The sequence below is a fragment of the Micromonospora sp. NPDC050187 genome, from assembly GCF_044459745.1.
Taxonomy (GTDB): domain Bacteria; phylum Actinomycetota; class Actinomycetes; order Mycobacteriales; family Micromonosporaceae; genus Micromonospora.
This window is the reverse complement of the sequence record NZ_JBITJH010000007.1, coordinates 288,264-309,932: the sequence shown is the minus strand read 5'-3', so window position 1 is coordinate 309,932 and position 21,669 is coordinate 288,264. Positions and strand designations below refer to the sequence as shown.

Annotated in this window: 22 protein-coding genes; 3 read left to right on the top strand and 19 right to left on the bottom strand. The window is 71.8% G+C overall.

What is annotated here, in order from left to right; translation table 11 throughout:
* Positions 1 to 284 precede the first annotated feature (284 nt).
* The 13 genes from ACIBJE_RS14500 to glyA form a co-directional block, all read right to left on the bottom strand.
* Positions 285 to 740, bottom strand: a complete 456-nt coding sequence (locus ACIBJE_RS14500; protein ID WP_396748160.1) for a DUF2550 domain-containing protein — start codon at positions 738 to 740, stop codon at positions 285 to 287.
* A gap of 13 nt (positions 741 to 753) precedes the next feature.
* Entirely contained in the window at positions 754 to 1,038 is a 285-nt protein-coding gene (locus tag ACIBJE_RS14495) for a F0F1 ATP synthase subunit epsilon (RefSeq protein ID WP_088982371.1), read from the bottom strand.
* A gap of 90 nt (positions 1,039 to 1,128) precedes the next feature.
* Positions 1,129 to 2,271, bottom strand: a complete 1,143-nt coding sequence (locus tag ACIBJE_RS14490; protein ID WP_396748157.1) for an LCP family protein — start codon at positions 2,269 to 2,271, stop codon at positions 1,129 to 1,131.
* A gap of 226 nt (positions 2,272 to 2,497) precedes the next feature.
* Positions 2,498 to 3,955 (bottom strand): F0F1 ATP synthase subunit beta, encoded by a 1,458-nt coding sequence (gene atpD, locus ACIBJE_RS14485; RefSeq protein WP_396748155.1) that lies wholly within the window; start codon positions 3,953 to 3,955, stop codon positions 2,498 to 2,500.
* Positions 3,955 to 4,884 (bottom strand): F0F1 ATP synthase subunit gamma, encoded by a 930-nt coding sequence (locus ACIBJE_RS14480; protein WP_145836725.1) that lies wholly within the window; start codon positions 4,882 to 4,884, stop codon positions 3,955 to 3,957. The genes atpD and ACIBJE_RS14480 overlap by 1 nt, the downstream gene beginning before the upstream one ends.
* Positions 4,885 to 4,893: 9 nt before the next feature.
* Complete coding sequence (gene atpA / locus ACIBJE_RS14475) at positions 4,894 to 6,537, bottom strand: F0F1 ATP synthase subunit alpha (protein ID WP_396748153.1); 1,644 nt, start codon at positions 6,535 to 6,537, stop codon at positions 4,894 to 4,896.
* Positions 6,538 to 6,630: 93 nt separating this feature from the next.
* The gene (locus ACIBJE_RS14470; protein WP_396748151.1) at positions 6,631 to 7,452 is read right to left on the bottom strand and encodes a F0F1 ATP synthase subunit delta; all 822 of its coding nucleotides are present in this window, start codon (positions 7,450 to 7,452) and stop codon (positions 6,631 to 6,633) included.
* A complete protein-coding gene (locus ACIBJE_RS14465; RefSeq protein ID WP_396748149.1) occupies positions 7,452 to 7,979 on the bottom strand; it encodes a F0F1 ATP synthase subunit B in 528 nt (175 codons plus the stop codon). Before ACIBJE_RS14465 ends, ACIBJE_RS14470 begins: the two co-directional genes overlap by 1 nt.
* 67 nt (positions 7,980 to 8,046) lie before the next feature.
* On the bottom strand, positions 8,047 to 8,271 hold the full coding sequence (gene atpE / locus ACIBJE_RS14460; protein WP_091450848.1) for an ATP synthase F0 subunit C: 225 nt from the start codon (positions 8,269 to 8,271) through the stop codon (positions 8,047 to 8,049).
* Positions 8,272 to 8,372: 101 nt separating this feature from the next.
* Positions 8,373 to 9,188, bottom strand: a complete 816-nt coding sequence (atpB, locus tag ACIBJE_RS14455) for a F0F1 ATP synthase subunit A (protein ID WP_396748146.1) — start codon at positions 9,186 to 9,188, stop codon at positions 8,373 to 8,375.
* A gap of 27 nt (positions 9,189 to 9,215) precedes the next feature.
* On the bottom strand, positions 9,216 to 9,431 hold the full coding sequence (locus tag ACIBJE_RS14450; RefSeq protein ID WP_357142947.1) for a hypothetical protein: 216 nt from the start codon (positions 9,429 to 9,431) through the stop codon (positions 9,216 to 9,218).
* Between the two features lie 163 nt (positions 9,432 to 9,594).
* Positions 9,595 to 9,996, bottom strand: a complete 402-nt coding sequence (locus ACIBJE_RS14445; RefSeq protein WP_396748144.1) for a hypothetical protein — start codon at positions 9,994 to 9,996, stop codon at positions 9,595 to 9,597.
* Positions 9,993 to 11,279 carry a serine hydroxymethyltransferase gene (gene glyA, locus ACIBJE_RS14440; RefSeq protein ID WP_396748142.1) on the bottom strand — a complete coding sequence of 429 codons (1,287 nt, stop codon included), beginning with the start codon at positions 11,277 to 11,279 and terminating at the stop codon, positions 9,993 to 9,995. The genes ACIBJE_RS14445 and glyA overlap by 4 nt, the downstream gene beginning before the upstream one ends.
* Before the next feature lie 35 nt (positions 11,280 to 11,314).
* On the opposite strand from glyA, the gene ACIBJE_RS14435 reads away from it, so the two are divergent.
* Entirely contained in the window at positions 11,315 to 12,796 is a 1,482-nt protein-coding gene (locus ACIBJE_RS14435) for an SDR family oxidoreductase (protein WP_396748140.1), read from the top strand.
* A 52-nt stretch (positions 12,797 to 12,848) separates the two neighbouring features.
* Here ACIBJE_RS14435 and ACIBJE_RS14430 read toward each other — a convergent pair whose 3' ends face one another.
* The 4 genes from ACIBJE_RS14430 to prmC form a co-directional block, all read right to left on the bottom strand.
* The gene (locus ACIBJE_RS14430) at positions 12,849 to 14,957 is read right to left on the bottom strand and encodes a transglycosylase domain-containing protein (RefSeq protein WP_396748138.1); all 2,109 of its coding nucleotides are present in this window, start codon (positions 14,955 to 14,957) and stop codon (positions 12,849 to 12,851) included.
* Positions 14,958 to 15,106: 149 nt separating this feature from the next.
* On the bottom strand, positions 15,107 to 15,718 hold the full coding sequence (locus ACIBJE_RS14425; RefSeq protein ID WP_396748136.1) for a phosphotyrosine protein phosphatase: 612 nt from the start codon (positions 15,716 to 15,718) through the stop codon (positions 15,107 to 15,109).
* Entirely contained in the window at positions 15,719 to 16,360 is a 642-nt protein-coding gene (locus ACIBJE_RS14420; RefSeq protein WP_088985567.1) for an L-threonylcarbamoyladenylate synthase, read from the bottom strand.
* Positions 16,360 to 17,301 carry a peptide chain release factor N(5)-glutamine methyltransferase gene (prmC, locus tag ACIBJE_RS14415; RefSeq protein ID WP_396748134.1) on the bottom strand — a complete coding sequence of 314 codons (942 nt, stop codon included), beginning with the start codon at positions 17,299 to 17,301 and terminating at the stop codon, positions 16,360 to 16,362. The genes ACIBJE_RS14420 and prmC overlap by 1 nt, the downstream gene beginning before the upstream one ends.
* Positions 17,302 to 17,458: 157 nt before the next feature.
* Here prmC and ACIBJE_RS14410 point away from each other — a divergent pair, with 157 nt between their 5' ends.
* Positions 17,459 to 19,009, top strand: coding sequence for a GGDEF domain-containing protein (locus ACIBJE_RS14410; protein WP_396748132.1), 1,551 nt, complete (start codon positions 17,459 to 17,461; stop codon positions 19,007 to 19,009).
* Positions 19,010 to 19,126: 117 nt separating this feature from the next.
* Here ACIBJE_RS14410 and prfA read toward each other — a convergent pair whose 3' ends face one another.
* Positions 19,127 to 20,215 (bottom strand): peptide chain release factor 1, encoded by a 1,089-nt coding sequence (gene prfA, locus ACIBJE_RS14405; protein WP_396748130.1) that lies wholly within the window; start codon positions 20,213 to 20,215, stop codon positions 19,127 to 19,129.
* A 90-nt stretch (positions 20,216 to 20,305) separates the two neighbouring features.
* Positions 20,306 to 20,530, bottom strand: coding sequence for a 50S ribosomal protein L31 (gene rpmE / locus ACIBJE_RS14400; protein ID WP_396748128.1), 225 nt, complete (start codon positions 20,528 to 20,530; stop codon positions 20,306 to 20,308).
* A gap of 207 nt (positions 20,531 to 20,737) precedes the next feature.
* On the opposite strand from rpmE, the gene ACIBJE_RS14395 reads away from it, so the two are divergent.
* Positions 20,738 to 21,634: an AAA family ATPase gene (locus tag ACIBJE_RS14395; protein ID WP_396748126.1), complete on the top strand. Its 897-nt coding sequence runs from the start codon at positions 20,738 to 20,740 to the stop codon at positions 21,632 to 21,634.
* Positions 21,635 to 21,669: the final 35 nt, after the last annotated feature.

The following is a 21,669-nucleotide window of genomic DNA, read 5'->3' as shown; positions in this document are numbered from 1 at the left end:
GCAAAAGCGGGGGGGCTTTGTGTTTGGGGCCCCGGGGTGTCCCGGCGCCCGGCCCCCCCCCGCCCCGGGGGGGGGGGGCCCCGGCCCCCCGGGGGGGGGGCACCCCCCCCCGCCCGTTTCCATCCGCCCGCACGGGGGTCGGATGGAAACGGCCGGCTTGCCGGAAAAGGCTGACGGTCCCGCGCTCGGAGACGTCGACGGTCGCCGGGAAGAGGCCGGTCGGACGGGCGGGCGAGTCAGCAGCCGGGCCGTCAGACGACAGCCCGATCAGGCGGGCGGGCCGGTCAGGCGGCGGGCCAGTCCTGATGGGCCAGACGCGGCGAGACCGCCCCGGGCGGGGCGGCCTCGAGCCAGGAGAGAAATCCGGTGACCGTGTGACGCTCCATGGCGATCTCGATCGGGGTCTGCTGGCTCGTACAGCTCAGGATCACCCAGTCGGCGGGCATGGAGAACCGCTCCTGGCCCTCTGGGAGCCGCCGTCGGCGCACCACCAGGGTCTCCCGGGAGAGCACCCGTTTGGGGCGGATGGCGAAGCTGAACATCCGGTACCACCGCAGTTCGTCACCGGCGAACCGACCGAAGCCGGGCGACCAGCCCCGACCGTCGAGCAGGGTGGAGACCCGGACGTGGACTCGGATGGTGCCGCCGGTGCGGGTCACCAGGGCCCGCCGGAGGAAGAGGATCAGAACCGCCGCGACGAATACGGCGAGGCCGATTCCGATCCCTTCCACGATCTCCATCGGCGGTACGGGCTCAGTGGCTCTGCGCGCCGGAGACCGGGGTGGCGCTCTCCGCGAGCACCGTGACGCCCTCGCGGGACACCGAGAGGAAGCCGCCGGCCACCTCGTAGGCGACCTGTCCGCCGCCGGGCAGCTTGATCCGGACCTGACCGGGCTCGGCGAGCTGGCCGAGCAGCGGTGCGTGGCCGGCCAGGACACCCAGCTCACCCTCGGTCGTCCGGGCGACGACCATCTCGGCCTCGCCGGACCAGACCTTCTCCTCGACGGCTACGAGCTCGACGTGAAGCTGCTGTGCCACGCTGTCTCCTTGCTGCGGCGGGCGGTTGGCAGAAGTCTAGTCGCGCGCCCCCTGACCCACTAACGCGGGTACCGAGAGCTGCGACACTCCCTACTTGGTCTTGTTCTGGAAATCGGGGTGTTCGAGCATGAACGCGTCGACCGTCCCGTTGCGCAGCGAGGCGAAGAAGTCGTCCGCCTCGGGTAGGAACCGCTCACCCCGGTAGGCCGATCCGGTGCCGATGCCCTCCGCCGGCAGCTTGACCATCTGGATCGAGTCCGGCCGCAGGTCCTTGAGGGCGAACGCGAAGTCGACGATGCTGTTCCCCCGGCCGCTGAAGACCAGCGACTCGCCGGCGGCCCGGAGCACCCGGTCCAGCTTGATCGGGTTGGTCACCACGTCCGCGCTGAATGCCTGGCTCGCCATCGCCTTGACGAACTGCTGCTGGTGGCGCTGGCGGCCGTAGTCGCCGTCCGGCACGCCGTTCTTGGGGTAACGCTGCCGGACGTAGTCCAGCGCCTGCCACCCCTCCAGCCGGTGGGTGCCCTTCTCGTAGACCGCCTGCGGGCCGACGTAGCCCCCGCCGCCCGGCCGGGGCTCGCGGTGGGTGCCGTCCGGCTCGCGGTGCTCGGAGCGCACCTCCCGCTCGATGTACATCTCGACGCCACCCATCGCGTCGACGATCTTCCGGAACCCGCTGAAGTTGATGATCGCCCCGGCGTCGAAGCGGGCGATGCCGGTCTCCTGCTGGATGGTCGTGGCGAGCAGTTCGAAGCCGAGGTTCGCGTCCGGGTTCCGGCCGGAGACCCGGCTGCCGTACGACATCGCGGCGTTGAGCTTGTCGGTGCCCCCGTCGAACCCGGACTTGCCGAACGCGGGGATCTCCACGCGCAGGTCACGCGGCATCGAGAAGAGGTACGCCCGGTCCAGCTCGGCCGGAATGTGCATGACCATGATCGAGTCGGCGAGCGGCGGATCCTCCGGCTTGCGCGGATCCACCCCGACCAGCAGGATGTTGAGCGGGCCCTTGATCTCCTTGCGCTTCTCCTGCGCGCCGGCCGCCTGGTCACCGAAGAGGTCACCCTTGCCGACCGATCCCTCGTAGCGGCTGAGCAGGGCTTCGTAGCCCACCAGAACGGCACCGCTGAGCATCAGCAGCACGGTGCCGAACACCGTGCACAGCCGGGCCCACCGGGGCACCCCGGCCCACATGGACGACCTCGCGCCCCGCTTGCCGCTCCGAGCCACGTACATCTCCATTCCTCACGCCCATGAGGAGGAGACGGGCGCGAGCCACCTGTTTCCCTGCGGAAGTCAACGCTCGACACGTGCTGCGGATCGACGGTACCTCGCCGGCACGGCAACTGTCGCATCGAGCGACGTGGGCCTGTCAAGCCGACACGCGGAACGACCGAGGCCGCCCCGGTGAACCGGGACGGCCTCGGACAAAGCTGACCAGAGAGTCAGGCTGATCGGTGGATCAGCCCTCCTTCATCAGCTCCGCCGCCTTGCGCTCCAGGTCCTCAAGACCGCCGCACATGAAGAAGGCCTGCTCGGGGAAGTGGTCGTACTCGCCCTCGCTGATCTTCTTGAACGCCTCGATGGTCTCCTTGATCGGGACCGTCGAGCCCGGCACGCCGGTGAACTGCTCGGCGGCGTAGGTGTTCTGCGACAGGAAGCGCTCGATCCGGCGGGCCCGGCCGACGGTGAGCTTGTCCTCCTCGGAGAGCTCCTCGATACCGAGGATCGCGATGATGTCCTGCAGGTCCTTGTACTTCTGGAGGATCCGCTTGACCTCGGTCGCGACCGCGAAGTGCTCGGCGCCGACGAACTCCGGGGCGAGGATCCGGGACGAGGACGCCAGCGGGTCGACCGCCGGGTAGATGCCCTTGTCGGAGATCGACCGCTCCAGGTTGGTGGTGGCGTCGAGGTGGGCGAAGGTGGTGGCCGGAGCGGGGTCGGTGTAGTCGTCCGCCGGCACGTAGATCGCCTGCAACGAGGTGATGGCCTGGCCCCGGACGGAGGTGATCCGCTCCTGGAGTTCGCCCATCTCGTCGGCCAGGGTGGGCTGGTAGCCCACCGCGCTCGGCATCCGGCCGAGCAGGGTGGAGACCTCGGAACCGGCCTGGGTGAAGCGGAAGATGTTGTCGATGAAGAGCAGCACCTCCTGCTTCTGCACGTCGCGGAAGTACTCCGCCATGGTCAGCGCGGAGAGGGCGACCCGCAGCCGGGTGCCCGGCGGCTCGTCCATCTGGCCGTAGACCAGCGCGGTCTTGTCGATGACGCCGGACTCGGTCATCTCGGCGATGAGGTCGTTGCCCTCACGGGTCCGCTCCCCCACGCCGGCGAAGACCGAGGTACCACCGAAGTTCCGGGCGACCCGGGTGATCATCTCCTGGATGAGCACCGTCTTGCCCACGCCCGCGCCGCCGAACAGGCCGATCTTGCCGCCCTTGACGTACGGGGCGAGCAGGTCGATGACCTTGATGCCGGTCTCCAGCATCTCGGTCTTCGGCTCCAGGTCCGCGAAGGCCGGGGCCTTGCGGTGGATGCCCCAGTGGTCGTCGGCCTGAAGGGTCTCCCCCTCGGGCAGGTTGAGGCATTCGCCGATGGCGTTGAAGACCCGGCCCTTGACCGCGTTGCCCACCGGCACCCGGATCGGCGAGGCGGTGTCGCGCACCTCGGCGCCCCGGACCAGGCCGTCGGTCGGCTGCATCGAGATCGCGCGGACCAGGTTGTCACCCAGGTGCTGGGCGACCTCCAGGGTCAGCGTCTTCTCGCCGCCGGAGAGCGTCACGTCGACGTGCAGGGCGTTGAACAGGGCCGGCATGGCGTCGCGCGGGAACTCGGCGTCGACGACCGGGCCGATGACCCGGACCACGCGACCCGTGGCCGTCTTGGTCTCGGCTGGTCCACCAGCAACTGCGGAAACAGTCATCACACTTCACTTCCCGACGCGGCGAGCGCGTTCGCGCCGCCGACGATCTCGCTGATCTCCTGGGTGATTCCGGCCTGGCGGGCCGAGTTCATCTCCCGCGTGTACTTCTCGATCATCTCTTCGGCGTTGTCGGTGGCGCTCTTCATCGCCCGCCGTCGCGCGGCCGACTCGCTGGCCGCCGACTCCAGCAACGCCGCGTAGATCCGCGTGTTGATGTACTTCGGCAGCAGCGCGTCGAGCAGCGCCTCCGCATCCGGCTCGAACTCGTAGGCCGGCAGCAGACCCTCGGACCGGGGCCGGTCCTCGATCTGCATCGGACCGATGACCTTCGCCACCGGAACCTGGGTGATGAGGGACTTGAACTCGGTGTAGACGATGTGCAACTCGTCCACGCCGCGCACACCGTCCGGTCCGGCCCCGCCGTCGACGTCGTCCGCACCGGCCGCGAACGCCCGGATCAGGGTCTCGCCCACCTCGCGGGCGGAGGCGAAGTCCGGCTGCTCGGAGAAGCCCGTCCAGCTCGCCTCGACCGGCCGGTTACGGAACCGGTAGAAGCCGACGCCCTTGCGACCGATGACGTAGAGCACGGGCTCCTTGCCCTCGGCCTGCAACCGGGCGACCAGCGACTCCGCCATCTTGATCGCGTTGGAGCTGTAACCGCCGGCCAGGCCCCGGTCGGAGGTCACCAGCAGGACGCCCGCCCGCCGCACCCGCTCGCGCGGGGTGAGCAGCGGGTGGTCGATCCGCGCGTTGGAGGCCAGCGCCGTGAGCACGCCGGTGATGGCCTGGGCGTACGGCAGGGATGCCGCCACCCGGGTCTGGGCCTTGGCGATGCGGCTCGTCGCCACGAGCTCCATCGCCTTGGTGATCTTCTTCATCCCCTTCGCCGAGCGGATCCGTTGACGAAGAACGCGTACCTGGGCCGCCATGAGTCAGCCCTACTGCTTCTCGACGTCGTCGCCGCTGTAACGGGTGACCTTCTCGCGGCCCATCTCGCCCTCCATCGGCTTGGCCGGCGCCTCGTTGATCCGGGGCTCGTCCGCCTTGCCGAGGAAGGTCTGCTTGAACTCGCTGATCGCCGCGTCGAGCGAACCGATGATGTCGTCGTTCCACTTGTTGTCGGCGATGCCGGCCAGGACACCCTCGTGCCGGTGCCGCAGGTGCTGGAGGAACTCCGACTCGAAGCGACGGACCTCACCGACCGGGATGTCGTCCAGCTTGCCCTCGGTGCCGGCCCAGACCGAGACGACCTGCTCCTGCACCGGGTACGGCGAGTAGTTCGGCTGCTTGAGCAGCTCGACCAGGCGGGAACCGCGCTCCAACTGGGCCCGGGAGGCCTTGTCCAGGTCGGAGGCGAAGGCGGCGAACGCCTCCAGCTCACGGAACTGGGCGAGGTTGAGCCGCAGCGAGCCGGCGACCTTCTTCATCGGCTTGACCTGGGCGGCACCACCCACCCGGGAGACCGAGGTACCGACGTTGATCGCCGGCCGGACGCCCTGGTTGAACAGGTCGGTCTCAAGGAAGATCTGACCGTCGGTGATCGAGATGACGTTGGTCGGGATGAAGGCCGAGATGTCGTTGGCCTTCGTCTCGATGATCGGCAGACCGGTCATCGAGCCGCCACCCAGCTCGTCGGAGAGCTTCGCGCAACGCTCCAGCAGCCGCGAGTGCAGGTAGAAGACGTCACCCGGGTACGCCTCACGGCCCGGCGGGCGGCGCAGCAGCAGCGAGACCGCGCGGTACGCCTCGGCCTGCTTGCTCAGGTCGTCGAAGACGATCAGGACGTGCTTGCCGCCGTACATCCAGTGCTGCCCGATGGACGAGCCGGTGTACGGGGCGAGGTACTTGAAGCCGGCCGGGTCGGAGGCGGGCGAGGCCACGATGGTGGTGTACTCCATCGCGCCCGCCTCCTCCAGGATGCCCTTGATCGAGGCGATCGTGGAGGCCTTCTGGCCGATGGCGACGTAGATGCAGCGGACCTGCTTCTTCGGGTCGCCGGTGCGCCAGTTGTCCCGCTGGTTGAGGATGGTGTCCAGCGCGACCGTGGTCTTGCCGGTCTTCCGGTCACCGATGATCAGCTGCCGCTGACCCCGGCCGATCGGCGTCATGGCGTCGACCGCCTTGATACCGGTCTGGAGCGGCTCCTCCACGGACTGCCGGGACATCACGTTCGGGGCCTGGAGCTCCAGCTCGCGGAAGCCCTCGTTGGCGATGTCGCCGAGGCCGTCGATCGGCTGGCCCAGCGCGTTGACCACGCGACCGAGGAAGGCGTCGCCGACCGGCACCGAGAGCACCCGGCCGGTGCGCTTGACGCGCTGCCCCTCCTCGAGCTTGGCGGAGTCACCGAGGACGACGACACCGATCTCCCGGACGTCGAGGTTCAGCGCCACGCCGAGCGTGCCGTCCTCGAACTCCAGGAGCTCGTTGGTCATGGTCGAGGGGAGGCCCTCGACGTGGGCGATGCCGTCACCGGTGTCGGCGACGGTGCCGACCTCCTCGCGGGAGACGTCGGGCGAGTAGGAGGAGACGTAGCGCTCCAGGGCGCCGCGGATCTCCTCCGTCGAGATGGTCAGCTCGGCCATCCTCTGCTTCCTTAAGTATCAGGGGCCCGGGATACCTAGTACCGACCGGTCCGAATGGCGTATGTCATTCAGGGCGCTGAGCGGTTGGGCTGGTCAGCGCTTCGCGAGCGCGTTGCGGGTCTCGTTGAGGCGGCGCAGGACGGTGCCGTCGTACAGGTCGGAGCCGACCCGCACGCTCGCCCCACCGAGCACCTCGGGATCCACCGTCTGCTTGACGGAGACCTCCCGACCGTATATCGCGGCGAGGCGGGCACCCAGTCGGCGCTCCTCGTCCTCGGTCAACGGGGCCGCCACGGTCACGTAGGCGATCTGCCGGTCGCGACGCTCGCCGACCAGCTCGACCAGCCGGGTGAGCGAGCCGGTGAGGGAACGCCCGCCGAACCCGCTCAGCGCCACCTCGACGAGGCGGAGGGTGACCGGACGGGCCCTGCCGGCGAGCAGGTCCCGGGCCAGGGCAGCCCGCTGCTCGACCGGGGCCGTCGCGTCGCCCAGCGCTGCGGCGAGCGCCGGCTCGGCGGCGACGACCTGACCGAAGCGGAACAGCTCGTCCTCGACCTCGCCCAGGTCACCGGCGGCGTCGGCGCTGGCCAGCAGCGCCTCCACCCCGAGCCGCTCGGCACCGTCGAGCAGTTCCGACGGTGCCGACCAGCGGCCGGAGACCAGGGTGGCCAGCAGGTCGAGGGCGGCCGAGTCGATCTTGCCCCGCAGCATGTCGCCGAGGAGCCCGGCCCGGTCCGCGCCGGACCGGGCCGGCTCGGAGAGCGCCCGGCGCAGCCGGGGCTCCCGCCGCAGCAGACCCGCCACGGCGAGCAGGTCGTTCGCGGTGACGACCACGGCGTCCGGCTGCGCGCCGCGCGTGTGCGTCGTCAGGTGCTCGACGGCGGCGCGGTACGACTCCCGGCTGGCGGCCTGCATCAGCGGGCCCCCGTGCTCTCGAGGTCGGTGAGGAACCGCTCGACGGTGCCCTTGCGACGGGCCTCGTCGGCGAGCGACTCCCCGACGATCTTGCTGGCCAGCTCGACCGCGATGGTGCCGACCTCGGTGCGCAGCTCACGCACGATGGTGGCCCGCTCGGCGGCGAGTTGCTCCTTGCCGGCCGCGATGATCCGGTCGGACTCCTCCCGCGCCTTGGCGAGGATGTCCTGCCGGATGCCCTCCGCGTCGGCACGGGCGTCGTCCCGGATCTTGGCAGCGTCGGTGCGCGCCTCGGCGAGCTGCGCGCGGTACTGCTCGAGGAGCTGGTTCGCCTCGGCCTGGGCGGCCTCGGCGCGCTTGATACCACCCTCGATGGCGTCGACCCGGGCCTGGTACATCGCCTCCATACGGGGGAAGACGAACTTGCTCAGGACCCAGAGGACGAGGCCGAACGCGACGAGACCGACGATGATCTCAGCCAGGGGCGGGAGCAGGATGTTCCCGCCCTCTTCCGCTGCTAGGTACATGGACACTCCCCTTCGCCAGCGGCCGACCAACGAGGGCCGGCCGATTCAGCTAAGCGCTGGCTGGGTCTCAGCCGCCGAGGGCGAACGCGAGCACCAGACCGAGCAGGGCCAGCGCCTCGACCACGGCGAAGCCCATGAACATGTAGACCCGGGTCAGGCCGGCGCTCTCCGGCTGGCGGGCGGTCGCCTGGATGTAGGCGGCGAACACCAGACCCACACCGATGCCCGGGCCGAGCGCCGCGATGCCATAGCCGATGACGTTGACGTTGCCTGAGATCTCGGCCAGGAACATGGTTGGTTTCCTCCTGCGGGGAACGCGTGACCGTCACGCGTTCGACTAGGTGAACTTTTCAGTTGTCGTTCTCGGGGGATGGAGCGGTGCGCGTCGACGCGTCAGTGCTCGTCGGCGAGCGAGGACTGCAGGTAGGTCGCGGTCAGCAGGGTGAACACGTACGCCTGCAGGATCAGGATGCCGAGCTCGAAGAACGTCATCAGGATCGCCATGGCCCAGCTGAGCAGGGCGACCGGCTTGATGAAGATCGACTCCGCGTTGAGCAGCGCGACGCCACCGAGAGTGAAGACCAGCAGGATCATGTGGCCGGCGAACATGTTGGCGAACAACCGGACCGCGAGGGTGACCGGGCGCAGCACCAGGTTCGACACGAACTCGATCGGCACCAGGATCGGCTGGACCCAGAGCGGCGCGCCGCTGACCCAGCAGCTGGCCTTGATGTAGCCGAGGAAGCCGTGCTTGCGGATACCGACCCCGACGTAGACCAGCCAGCTGGAGGCGGCCAGGACCATCGGGAAGGCGATGTGCGAGCTCGGCGAGATCTGCGCGAACGGGAAGATGCCCCAGATGTTCAGCAACAGGATGAAGACGAAGAGCGAGGCGAGGTACGGCGCGAAGCGCACGCCCTGGGGCCCGATGATGTCCTTGGCGATGTTGTCCCGGGCCAGGCCGTAGACCGACTCGGCCATCCACTGCCGCTTCGTCGGGACCAACTGCGGGTTCCGGTAGCTGATCAGGAAGAAGAGAATGGCGATCGCGGCCGCGATCCAGACCAACAGGGCGATCTTGGTGAAGGCCGGCTCCCAGGCCGTCCCCTCGAAGCCGGGAATCAGGCTGCGGTAGTTGAAGCTGTCAACGCCGGGGGGGAACTCCGCCGCCCGGATGTCCGCGGCGGCATAGGTCGGCAGCTCAGTCAACTCGAACCCTCCGTCGGTCGGGCATGGTCAGGCGCCCAGCCTCTTCATGGTCAGGTAGACCCCCGCAGCCGTGCCGCCGATCAGCCCGATCAGCAACCCGACGTTCGGAAGATCCAGCCACCGGTCGACGAGCCAGCCGGCCCCGCCCCAGACGGCCATGCCGCCGAGCAGGTAACCGACCGCAGCCCAACCCGCGTCCACACCCTGGGGTGCGGAACGTTTGTCGGATCGGTCGTCGGCCATGACGGAGCGAACGGTATCAGCCGCTCGAACGAGGCTGTGAGTCACCCCCCGCACAACCTGGTCGTGTGGGTCAGGGAAGCCTCGACTGGCGGATAGGCTACGCCTGTCTCGCGCTTGACGAAACTCCATCCCCGGCGTGGCGACGGCAACCCGACAGCCGGATTCAGTCACCGGGGGTGCTCACCTGCGGACGGTGGTCGCGGAACGTCCACCAGACCTGGGCGGTCACCCAGCCGATGGTCGCGACGATCATGGCGGCGGCCATCGTCCGGATCCCGCCCCAGCCGGTGTCGACGACGCCGAACATCACCACGCCGAACAACAGGAACTTGGTGACGTACGCGGTAAGCCCGACGCTCATCACCAGCTTCGGATGCACGGAGTCCGCCCAGGCGACCGCCAGGCTCGACAGGGCGTAGCTGAAGGTCACCAGGGCCACGCCCGCCGCCCCGCCGACCGCGCCGACGCCGCCGTCGACCAGCCAGCCGGCTCCGGTGGCGAGCACCAGCAGCACCGCGGAGCTGAGCAGCGGCACGACCAGGTGCCGCAGTCGCTGGCGGATCACCGGGGGTACGCCGGGAACTCGCGGACCAGCTCGGCCACCTCGCCGGCGATCCTGGTCAGCTCGGCCGGCCCGTCGGGCCCGCCGGGGTCGGTCCGTACCGCACGGGCGGTCAGCGCGGCGATCCGCCGCATCTGCGGCTCGCGCATACCCTGGGTGGTCACGCTGGGCGCGCCGACCCGGATGCCGGAGGCGACCATCGGCTTCTGCGGGTCGTACGGGATGGCGTTCTTGTTCAGGGTGATGCCGGCGGCGTCGCAGCGGGCCTCGGCGTCGGCCCCGGTCACCCCGATCGGGCGCAGGTCGACCAGGGCGAGGTGGGTGTCGGTGCCGCCGGAGACCGGCCGCATCCCCTCGGCGGCCAGCCCGTCGGCGAGCGCCCGCGCGTTGCGGACCACCTGCTCGGCGTACGCCCGGAACTCCGGCTGCGCGGCCTCGCGCAGCGCGACGGCCTTGGCCGCGACGGCGTGCATCAGCGGGCCGCCCTGGGTGAACGGGAAGACCGCCTTGTCGATCCGGGCGGCCAGCGACTCCCGGCAGAGGATCATGCCGCCGCGCGGACCGCGCAGCACCTTGTGCGTGGTGGCGCAGACCACGTCGGCGTACGGCACCGGGGAGGGCACGGCCTGCCCCGCGACCAGGCCGATGAAGTGGGCGGCGTCCACCATCAGGTACGCCCCGACCTCGTCGGCGATCTCCCGGAAGCGGGCGAAGTCGATCAGGCGCGGGTACGCGGTCGCGCCACAGATGATCATCTTGGGACGGTGGGCGAGAGCGAGTTCCCGCACCTCGTCGTAGTCGATCAGCTCGGTGTCCGGGCGGACGGTGTAGCCGACCGTGGCGAACCACTTGCCGGAGAAGTTGACCCGGCTGCCGTGGGTGAGGTGGCCGCCGTGCGGCAGGTCCATCGCCAGCACCGTGTCCCCCGGCTGCACCAGGGCGGCGTACGCGGCCAGGTTGGCGCTCGCCCCGGAGTGCGGCTGGAGGTTGGCGTGCTCCGCCCCGAACAGCTCCCGCGCCCGGGCGATGCCGATCTCCTCGGCCCGGTCCACCTCGGCGCAGCCGCCGTAGTAGCGGCGGCCCGGGTAGCCCTCGGCGTACTTGTTGGTCAGCGTCGAGCCGAGCGCGGCGAGCACCGCCGGCGAGGTGAGGTTCTCGCTGGCGATCAGCTGGAGGCCGCCGCGCAGCCGGTCCAGCTCGCCGAGCACCACCGACGCGATCTCCGGGTCGGTGGCCCTGAGCTGGTCGAAATCCGGCCCCCAGAAGGTGGGCGTCGCGTTGTCCACAACGACAGAGTCTATGGGGCCGCAGACTGGAGCCCATGAGATGCCTGGTCACCGGTGCCACCGGGTACATCGGCGGGCGGCTCGCGCCCCGGCTGCTCGCCGAGGGTCACACCGTGCGCTGCCTGGCCCGGTCGGCCGGGCGGCTGCGGGACGTGCCGTGGGCGGCGCGGGTCGAGGTGGTCGAGGGCGACCTGCGGAGACCGGAGACGCTGCCGGCCGCGTTCGCGGACGTCGACGTCGCCTACTACCTGGTGCACTCGCTCGGGCAGGCCGGGTTCGAGGCCGCCGACCGGGAGGCGGCCACCCGGTTCGCCGAGGCGGCCCGCGCGGCGGGCGTACGCCGGATCGTCTACCTCGGCGGGCCGGAACCGGCGGCGGACACCGATGCCTCCCCGCACCTGCGCTCTCGCAGCGAGGTGGGACGGATCCTGCTGACCAGCGGGGTGCCGACCGTGGTGCTCCGGGCGGCGGTGGTCATCGGGTCCGGGTCCGCGTCGTTCGAGATGCTGCGGCACCTCACCGAGCGGCTGCCGGTCATGGTCACCCCGCGCTGGGTGCGCAACCGGATCCAGCCGATCGCGGTCCGGGACGTGCTGCGCTACCTGGTCGCCGCCGCCGACCTGCCGCCGGAGGTCGACCGGGCCTTCGACGTCGGCGGACCGGACGTGCTCACCTTCACCGAGATGATGCAGCGGTACGCCGCGGTGGCCGGGCTGCGCCGCCGGGTCGTCCTGCCCGTCCGGCCGCTGACCCCGTCGCTCTCGTCGTACTGGGTGGGCCTGGTCACCCCGGTGCCGAACCGGATCGCCCGGCCGCTGGTGGAGAGCCTGGTCCACGAGGCGGTGGCGCACGAACACGACATCGCGCGGTACGTTCCCGACCCGCCCGGCGGGCTGACCGGCTTCGACGACGCGGTCCGGCTGGCCCTGGCCCGGGTCCGCGACGCCGAGGTGGAGACGCGCTGGTCCACCGCGAGCGGGCCGGACGCGCCGGCCGAGCCGCTGCCCAGCGACCCGGGGTGGTCCGGCGGGTCGGTCTACACCGACCTGCGGTCCCGGCGGGTCGACGCGCCGCCGGACGCGCTCTGGCGGGTGATCGAGGGGGTCGGCGGCGAGCACGGCTGGTACTCCTTCCCGCTCGCCTGGTCGGTGCGGGGCTGGTTGGACCGGCTGGTCGGCGGGGTGGGGCTGCGCCGGGGCCGGCGCCACCCGCACCGGCTCCACGTCGGCGAGGCGCTCGACTTCTGGCGGGTCGAGGAGATCGTCCGGGGTGAGCTGCTGCGGCTGCGGGCGGAGATGCGCCTGCCCGGCCGGGCCTGGCTGGAGATGCGCGTCGAACCGACCGACGACGGCGGCAGCCGGTACGCCCAACGCGCCGTGTTCCTTCCGCGCGGACTGGCCGGGCACGCCTACTGGGCGGCGGTCGCCCCGTTCCACGCGGTGGTCTTCGGCGGGATGGCCCGCAACATCGCCCGGGGCGCCGAACAGGTCGCCCGAGCCGGACCTGACCACCCGTGACCCGCCGACCGTGGCGACGTCGACGGACCGACGACGCCCGTGGGCGGCCGGTCTAGTTGCCCGCCCGGGCGTTGCCCCACCGGGCGATCGTCTCGGTCGGCGGCGCGAAGTCGCGGACCGGCTGGCCACTCAGGGCGCCGCCGATGATGTCGGCGACCCCGTCGACCATCTGGGCCTGCACCGCCTCGCCGGCCGGATCGCGGGGGTCGTCCGGGTTGGTGGCCATCGCGGCGACCACGAGCTGCGGGGTGGCGGCCACCACCGTCTCGGTGCCGTACCCCTCGGAGCTTCCGGTCTTGCCGATCACCGGCCGGCCCAGCCGCTCGCGTAGGCCGTTGGCGGTGCCGCCGTCGCAGCGCCCGAACGCCGACTGGTCGCCGACCGGGCAGCGGGCCGCGTCGGCCGCCGCGCGGGCCACGTCGACGTCCAGCACCCGGCGGCAGTCCGGCCGGGCGACGTCGAGGGGCCGACCCGCCTGGTCGGTGATCGTGTTGACCGGCAGCGGCGTGCAGCGGACCCCCTCGGCGGCCACCGTGGCGTAGGCGGTGGCCAGGTCGAGCGGGGTGGTGGCCGCGACGCCCAGCACGAACGGGCCCCAGCCACGGGCGCCGTACCGGGCCAGGTTGGCGTCGTCCTCGGCGCGCAGCACGATGCCGAGCCGCTCGGCCATCTCCACCACCCGGTCCGCGCCGACCCGCTCGGCCAGCCAGACGAAGTACGTGTTCACCGACCGGCCGAACGCGGTCCACATGGTGCGCTCGCCGTCCATCCACGGCGGGTTGGCGTTCGCCGGGCACCACTGTCCGCCGCAGCTCGCCGGCCCCGTGGCCGGCCACCGGCTGACGATCCGGGTCGGCGCGTCGTAGCGGGTGTCCAGAGGTGCCCCGGCCTCCAGCGCGGCCAGCAGGGCGAAGATCTTGAAGGTCGAGCCGGCCTGGTAGCCGACGATGCCGTCGCCCCCGGCGATGAGCTGGTTGACGGTGTAAGGGCGGTTCTCCTGCCCGGCCGGGTTGGGGCCGAGGCCGTAGCTGCGGTTGACCGCCATGGCGAGAACCCGTCCGGTGCCCGGTTGCACCACGGCGGTGGGCAGCGCGTGGCGGTTGTTCTCGTCGTACACCTCCAGCACCCGGTCGTGCGTCTCACGCTGCACCTTCGGGTCGAGGGAGCTGACGATCCGGAAGCCGCCCCGGCGCAGCGTCCGCTGCCGCTCGTCCGCCGACGTGCCGAACGCCGGCTGCGCGTTCCACCAGTCGGTGAAGTAGTCGCAGAAGAACGCCCAGTCGTTGCGCTCCTTCGGCACCGCCGCGCAGTCGTCGGGTTCCACGCTCGGCTTCAGGGCGAGGCCCTCCGCCCGGGCCAGGTCGGCCTCGGCGGGCGCGACCGCGCCGGTCTCCACCAGCCGGTCCAGCACGTACCCCCGCCTACTCAGCGCCGCGTCGGCGTCGCCGTGGATCGGATCGTCGGTGTGCGGTGACTGGACCAGCCCGGCGAGCAGCGCCGCCTCGGCCAGGGTGAGGTCGGCCGGGGTCTTGGAGAAGTAGCGCCGGCTGGCCGCCGCGACGCCGTACGCCCCGGAGCCGAAGTAGACGATGTTGAGGTAGCGGCCGAGGATCTCGTCCTTGTCGAGCTGGCGTTCGAGTGCCAGGGCGTACCGGATCTCCTGGATCTTGCGGGCGGTGCTGATCTCGGTGGCGGCCTTCCGCTGCGCCTCGCTCAGGGTCGGGTCGCTGCTCAGCACGTTCCGGACGTACTGCATGGTCAACGTGGAGGCGCCCTGCCGGACCGGACCGCCCTGGTTGGCGGTGAACGCCCGGGCGACACCGCGCAGGTCGACGCCGCTGTGCTCGTAGAAGCGGGAGTCCTCGGCGGCGAGGATCGCCTGCCGCATCACCGGAGCCACCTCGGTCAACGGCACGTCGGCCCGGTTCTCCTCGTAGAAGGAGGTGATCAGGGTGGTGCCGTCGGCGGCGTAGAGCGTGGAACGCTGCGCGGTGGGGGGCGTCACCAGGTGCTCGGGCAGCGTCGAGTACGGGGCGGCGAGCGTGGAGAAGCCGAGCCCCAGCACCAGCGCGAGGGGCAGGGCCGCCGTGGCGAGCACCAGCCCGGCCAGCGTGCCGGCGATCACGACGGTCAGCAGCTTGTGCAGACGGGCCTGGGTCATCAGCTCTCCCGGAGCAGCGACTGGGCTGGGACCCGTTCAGAATGGCCCGGACCGGCCGGCAGGAGCCGACCTTTCGGTAAATCAGCAGATATTTCGCAGAAAGCCGCAAACCACGACAGATTACGGGCAGATCAGGGCATACCGGCAGGTCAGGGCAGCAGGACCGCCGCGAGCGGCTGCACCGTCTCCTCGATCTCGTCGGCGACCCGGCTGAAGCACTGGTCGCCCCGACCCCACGGATCGTCCAGGTCGTCACCGGGCAGCGCGGAGGCGCTCCCCCGCGCGGCGTGGGCCGCCGCGACCAGGGCCGTCCCCCGGGCGTACACGGCCTCCGGGGACGCCTCGGCCGGGGGCAGGCCGGTGCCGTCCACCGTGCCGATCAGCCGGCCGAACTCGCCCAGCACGAACGTCCGCACGGCGGCGTCCGGGCGTAGCGCCAGCACGTACTCCTGCTGGTCGGCGGTGGCGGTGAGCACCAGGTCGGCGGCGTCGATCTGGTCGGACCGCAGCCGGCGGGCGGCGAACCCGACGCTGTCCCCACCCCGGGCGGCGACCTGCCGGGCCGCCGGCGGGTTCATCTCCGACCCGACGTGCCAGCCGCCGGTGCCGGCGCTGTGGCTGAAGAGCAGCTCGTCGGCGTGCGCCGGATCGAGCGCCCGCCGGGTGAGCCGCGCCCGGACGGCCAGCACCAGCAGGCGTTCGGCCATCGGCGACCGGCAAATGTTCCCCATGCAGACGTGCAGGACGGTGAACGGCGGCACCTACGCCACCCGGCTCTCGATGTCGGGCACCACGTCGCGCAGCTCGGTCAACGAGATGGCACCCTCCCGCAGCAGCTGCGGCACCTCGCCGGTGAGGTCCACGATCGTGCTGGGCACCGGGTCCGGACAGGGCCCGGCCTCCAGGTAGGACCGGACCGCGTACCCGAGCTGGTCACGCGCCTGCTCGGCGGTGAGCGCCGCCGGCTGGCCGGTCTTGTTCGCCGAGGAGACCGCCATCGGACCGGTCTCCCGCAGCACCTCCAGCGCCACCGGGTGCAGCGGCATCCGCACGGCCACCGCGCCGTTGGTCTCACCCAGGTCCCACTGGAGGCTGGGCGAGTGCTCCACGACGATGGTCAGCGCCCCCGGCCAGAACGCCTCGACCAGGTCGCGCGCCGCCCGGGGCAGGGTGAACACCAGCCCGTCCAGGGTGTGCCGGGAACCGATCAGCACCGGCGGCGCCGCCCGGCCCTGACCCTTCGCGTCCAGCAGCGCCTTCACCGCGAACGGGGTGAAGGCGTCCGCGCCGATCCCGTACACCGTGTCGGTCGGCAGGACGACCAGTTCGCCATTCTTGACGGCCTCGATCGCCGCGGCGATGCCGCGGTCCCGATCGGCCAGCGACCGGCAGTCGTAGAGCATCACGAGGAGCCAGTCTGCCACGCCGGGTCCGGCACGTGGTCGGGGCGGCGCAGCGCGGTGGTGAAGCGGGGGCGGCCGGCGAGGTCGGCATGGCCGCTGACGGCGTCGAACCGGCCGTCGGCGGAGATCAGTTCGGGCACCGCGCGGCCGTGTGTGTCGTCGTGCTCGACCGCCAGCGCCCCACCCGCCCGGAGCAGCCGGGCCGCCCGCGCGACCACCGGCCGGACCACGGCCAGACCGTCCGCCCCGCCGAAGACCGCCTCCGCCGGGTCGTGACCGGCCACCTCCGGCGCTACGGCGGTCCCGACCGGCACGTACGGCGGGTTGCAGAGCAGGACGTCGACCCGCCCGGCCAGCTCGTCGAGGAGCCCGGGGGCGATGACGTCCGCCTCGACCACCTCGATCGGCCGGTCCCCGGCGACGGCCCGGTCCGTCGCGTTGCGCCGCAGCCACGCCAGGGCCGCCGCCGACCGCTCGACGGCCACCACCCGGGCCGCCGGCACCTCCTGGGCGACCGCGAGCGCGACCGCGCCGGAACCGCTGCACAGGTCCACCACCAGCGGCTCGGCGCTCCGCCGGGCCTGGGCGATCCCCCATCCCGCGAGCAGTTCGGTCTCCGGCCGGGGAACGAAGACACCGGGGCCGACCGCGAGTTCCAGGTGCCGGAACCCGGCGGTCCCGGTCAGGTGCTGCAACGGTTCCCGGGCCGCCCGACGCGCCACCAGAGCGTCCAACCGGTCGAGCTGGTCGGGGGTGAGACCGTCGGCCAGCAGCAGCCGTCCCCGGGGCACGCCGAGCACGTGGGCGGCGAGCAGTTCCGCCTCGGCCCGGGGCGCGTCGACACCTGCCCCGGCGAGGATCCGGGTCACCCGGGCGAGCACCGGCGGGCACGGGTGTCGGTTGTTCGTCCCTTCGGACGGCTGTTGCGGCGTGACAGTCACGACATAATCATGAAGCGTCGCGCACGTCACCCCGAACCGGCGCGCCCCTCTCCGGTACGCCCCGGTGGCGTCGGCCGGCGGTCGGGCGCGGCTCGCCGGGTGTGGCACCGGGCGACCACGGTGCGGCGCCGGAGCCGGCGCGGACGGGAGGCTGCGGGTGGGTTGGCTCGACCGGGTCACCGACCAGGTTGACGCTCTCACGAAGGCGCGCGACCTGCAGGAGGCGAGCCGGTCCGCCGAGGCGTGTGTCCTCCTCGACCAGGTGATCCGCACCACCACCGATTCGTTCGCCCGCGCCGACGCCCGGGTCCAGCGCCTCTCCGCGCTGATCAACCTCGGTCGGACGGCCGAGTTCACCCGGGCCATCGAGGAGGCCTCCACCGCCGTCCGCGACCTCCCCGAGCCGTACCTGCACGGGCACCTGCACGCGCTGGCCGCACTGGCCGCGCACCACCAGGGCGCCCTCGACCGGTGCGTCACCCACCTGGTCCGGGCCGCCCGGATGCTCGACGCGGTGGACGACCCGGACCGGGACACCGCGTGGGGCTGGCACGACCTGGCGATGACCTACTCGTACCTCAGCTTCCACGGGTACGCGCTGACCGCCATCGAGAAGGCACGGCAGCTCGGGCTGGCCGCCGGCATCCCCGAGGAGACGTTCGCCGCACCCGGTATCCGGCTGCGCAACGCGGTCGCCCTCGACCACAACGGCGACAGCGACGGCTGTCTGCGGGTGCTCCGGGACATCGCCGCCGACCTGGACCGCTTCCGGCGTACCGGGCGGGCCGGGCGGCTCCGCCCGAGCAGCCTCGCCGCGTACGGCTACACCGTCGCGCGCCGGGCCGCCCTCGGCGATCGGGTGGAGACCGGCACCGAGAACGACCCGGTCCGACTGCTCGGGTTCGGTGGCGACAGCGCCCGTGCCCGCGACTTCCGTCAGCTCGGGCAGGTCTGCCTGGCCATCGCCGACGGCCGGCTGGTCGAGGCGGTCACCCGGCTGGACACCGCCTCGGTCTCCACCGAGACCCTCGGTGCGGCCGAACCGGCCCGGCTGCGCAGCATCGCGCTGGCCACGGCCGGGGACCACGCCGGCGCGCACCGGGCGGACCGGATGGCGTTCCGACTCGCCGCGCAGCGCAACGACCGGCTGCGGGACGTCTACATCGACGGCATCGCGGCCCGGATCGACCACGAGGAGATGCGTCGGGAGGCCGCCCGGTTCGAGGGGGAGGCGCTGACCGACCCGCTGACCGGGCTGCCCAACCGCCGCCGGCTGGAACGGCACATCGCCGGCATGATCAACCGGGGTGAGCGTCTGGTCATCGGCGTCTGCGACCTGGACGGATTCAAGGCGGTCAACACCCGGCACGGCCACCACTCCGGCGACCTGGTGCTGCAACGGGTGGCCGGCGTGATCAACCGGGTCATGCGGCGCGGCGACTTCGTGGCCCGCTACGGCGGGGACGAGTTCGTGGTGGTGCTCGCCGGCACCGGGATCGAGGAGGCGGCCGAGGTCTCCCGCCGGATCGACGCGGCGATCCGCACCGAGGACTGGGAGTCCGTGGTCCCCGGCACGCCGGTCCGGGTCACCGTCGGCTTCGCCGAGGTCAACGCGGCCGCGCCACTGGGCCGGGACGCCATCCGCGCCGCCTTCGACGCCGCCGACCAGCAGATGCTGCGCGCCAAGTCCCGCTCCCGCCCCTGCTGACCCCACGCCGCAGTCGTCATGCGGTGCCGGCTGCTTGTTAGCAGGGGTCCCCTCCTCATCGAGAAGCGGTAGCAGGGGACCCCTGCTACCGCTTTCCGGGCGGGCCGCCGCGCCGGCTCAGCGGCGACCGAGTTCCGGGTCTCCGGCCAGGCGGGCGGCGCGGTCGGCCTCGGTGAGGGCGTCGAGCACACCGTCCAGCTCACCGGCGAGGGCAAGGTCCAGGTTGTACGCGGTGTAGCCGATCCGGTGGTCGGTGATCCGGTTCTGCGGGAAGTTGTAGGTGCGGATCCGCTCGGACCGGTCGACGGTGCGCACCTGCGCCTTGCGGGCGTCGGAGGCGGCGGCGTCGGCCTGCTCCTGAGCGGCGGCCAGCAGCCGGGCCCGCAGGATCCGCATCGCCTGCTCCCGGTTCTGCAACTGCGACTTCTCGTTCTGGCAGGAGACCACGATCCCGGTCGGCACGTGGGTGATCCGCACCGCCGAGTCGGTCGTGTTGACCGACTGGCCACCCGGGCCGGACGAGCGGAAGACGTCGATACGCAGCTCGTTCGGGTCGATCGTGACGTCGACCTCCTCGGCCTCGGGCAGCACCAGGACGCCGGCCGCGCTGGTGTGGATGCGGCCCTGCGACTCGGTGACCGGGACGCGCTGCACCCGGTGCACGCCGCCCTCCCACTTGAGCCGGGACCAGACCCCGTTGCCGCCCTCCGGGACGCCCTTGGTCTTGATCGCCAGCGAGACGTCCTTGACCCCGCCCAGGTCGGAATCCTGCGCGTCCAGCACCTCGGTCAGCCAGCCACGCCGCTCGGCGTACCGGGTGTACATGCGCAGCAGGTCACCGGCGAACAGCGCGGACTCCTCACCGCCCTCGCCGGCCTTGATCTCGACGATCACGTCCTTGGCGTCGTGCGGGTCACGAGGGATCAGCAGCTCCGCCAGGCGCTCCTCCAACTCGGGCAGGGTCGCCGCGATGGACTCCGCCTCGGCGGCGAAGGAGGGATCCTCGGCGGCCAGCTCCCGGGCGGCGACCAGGTCGGCCCGCGCCTGCTCCAGTTCGCCGGCCGCCTTGTGCAGCGGCACCAGTTCGGCGTAACGCCGCCCGACCCGACGCGCCGTGCCCTGGTCGGCGTGGATGGCCGGATCGGCCAGCCGCTTCTCCAGTTCGGCGTACTCGTCGAGGAGGGCCACCAGGCGCTCACTGCTCATGCTCGTACTCCCTGCGGTCGGCGCGAATCGGGCAGAGACGGACGACGCCCGCGCCCGGTGGTGAACCGGACGCGGGCGTCGAACGAATGGCTACTTGGCCTTCTTCGCCTGAACCTTGGCGTACTTCTGCTGGAACTTCGCGACCCGACCCGCGGTGTCGAGCACCCGCTGCTTGCCCGTGTAGAACGGGTGGCAGGCGCTGCACGTCTCGACGTGGATCGAGCCGCCCTTGGCGGTGCTGCGGGTGGTGAAGGAGTTGCCGCAGGAGCAGGTGACCTCGGTGCTCACGTACTCCGGGTGGATGTTGCGCTTCATGTCGCCTTCGGTCCTCTCGTGGGTGGTCGCCGGGTCGCCGTCCCGCAGGTCGTGCCTGCGGGGAATCGGGCGTGAACCGGAACCGGTGGCCGATTGACCAGTGTGCCATGGGCTTCCGCCGACCCGGCAACCGGGCCGCACAGCTGCCTGAACACGGTCCGGACCACCCGCATTCCCGGCCCACCCCGGACCATTACCGTGACCGGGGTGACCCGTCTCATCGCCACCCGGGGGCTGCCGGCCTCCGGCAAGACCACCTTCGCCCGGACGCTCCAGCCGTCGGTCGTCCGGGTCAACCGGGACGATCTGCGCCGCATGCTGCACGGTGCCCGACTCTTCACGCAGTGGGCGGAGGCCCAGGTCACCACCGCTCAACGGGCACAGGTCGAGGCCCTGCTGCGGGCCCGGGTCGACGTCTGCGTGGACGACACCAACCTGCGCGCCCGCACCCTGCGGGAGTGGGCCCGGCTGGCGGGCCGGTACGGGGCCAGCTTCGAGGTGCACGACTTCACCGACGTCCCGCTGGAGGAGTGCCTACGGCGGGACGCGGGACGACCGGTCGAGGACCGGGTCGGCGAGGATGCCATCCGTCGCCTGCACGAACGCTTCCTGGCCAACCGTCCGGTGCCCCTGCCGGTGCCCGAGGTGCCGCCGGGCGGGCCGGCCCGGGTGCGTCCGCCGGCCCCGGAACCGACGGAGGTCGTCCTGGTCGACATCGACGGCACGGTCGCCCTGAACGTCTCCCGCAGCCCGTACGACATGACCCGGGTCGGCGAGGACCTGCCGAACGAGGCGGTCATCGCGGCGGTCCGGGCGATGCACGGGGCCGGCTACGGGGTGGTCTTCTGCTCCGGGCGGGACGCCTCCGCCCGCGCCGACACGGTGGTCTGGCTGGACCGGCACGTCCGGGTGCCGTATCTGGCGCTGCACATGCGGGCCGTGGGCGACAACCGGAAGGACTCCGTCGTCAAACGCGAGATCTACGAACACGAGCTGCGCGACCGGTACCGGGTCGTCGGGGTCTTCGACGACCGCATGCAGGTGGTCCGGATGTGGCGGGACCTCGGCCTGACCGTCTTCCAGGTCGCCGAGGGCAACTTCTAGCCTCCGGCCGCGCCCGGCGCCGGGTGGTTGCAGGG

Coding starts and splice junctions, on each gene's coding strand:
- ACIBJE_RS14435 (WP_396748140.1), top strand. CDS start 11,315: ATGAGATGCCTGGTCACCGGTGCCACCGGGTACATCGGCGGGCGGCTC.
- ACIBJE_RS14430 (WP_396748138.1), bottom strand. CDS start 14,957: ATGACCCAGGCCCGTCTGCACAAGCTGCTGACCGTCGTGATCGCCGGC.
- atpD (WP_396748155.1), bottom strand. CDS start 3,955: ATGACTGTTTCCGCAGTTGCTGGTGGACCAGCCGAGACCAAGACGGCC.
- atpE (WP_091450848.1), bottom strand. CDS start 8,271: ATGTTCCTGGCCGAGATCTCAGGCAACGTCAACGTCATCGGCTATGGC.
- ACIBJE_RS14490 (WP_396748157.1), bottom strand. CDS start 2,271: ATGTACGTGGCTCGGAGCGGCAAGCGGGGCGCGAGGTCGTCCATGTGG.
- atpA (WP_396748153.1), bottom strand. CDS start 6,537: ATGGCCGAGCTGACCATCTCGACGGAGGAGATCCGCGGCGCCCTGGAG.
- prfA (WP_396748130.1), bottom strand. CDS start 20,215: ATGAGCAGTGAGCGCCTGGTGGCCCTCCTCGACGAGTACGCCGAACTG.
- rpmE (WP_396748128.1), bottom strand. CDS start 20,530: ATGAAGCGCAACATCCACCCGGAGTACGTGAGCACCGAGGTCACCTGC.
- ACIBJE_RS14500 (WP_396748160.1), bottom strand. CDS start 740: ATGGAGATCGTGGAAGGGATCGGAATCGGCCTCGCCGTATTCGTCGCG.
- ACIBJE_RS14450 (WP_357142947.1), bottom strand. CDS start 9,431: ATGGCCGACGACCGATCCGACAAACGTTCCGCACCCCAGGGTGTGGAC.
- ACIBJE_RS14420 (WP_088985567.1), bottom strand. CDS start 16,360: ATGCTCTACGACTGCCGGTCGCTGGCCGATCGGGACCGCGGCATCGCC.
- ACIBJE_RS14470 (WP_396748151.1), bottom strand. CDS start 7,452: ATGCAGGCCGCCAGCCGGGAGTCGTACCGCGCCGCCGTCGAGCACCTG.
- ACIBJE_RS14465 (WP_396748149.1), bottom strand. CDS start 7,979: ATGTACCTAGCAGCGGAAGAGGGCGGGAACATCCTGCTCCCGCCCCTG.
- ACIBJE_RS14480 (WP_145836725.1), bottom strand. CDS start 4,884: ATGGCGGCCCAGGTACGCGTTCTTCGTCAACGGATCCGCTCGGCGAAG.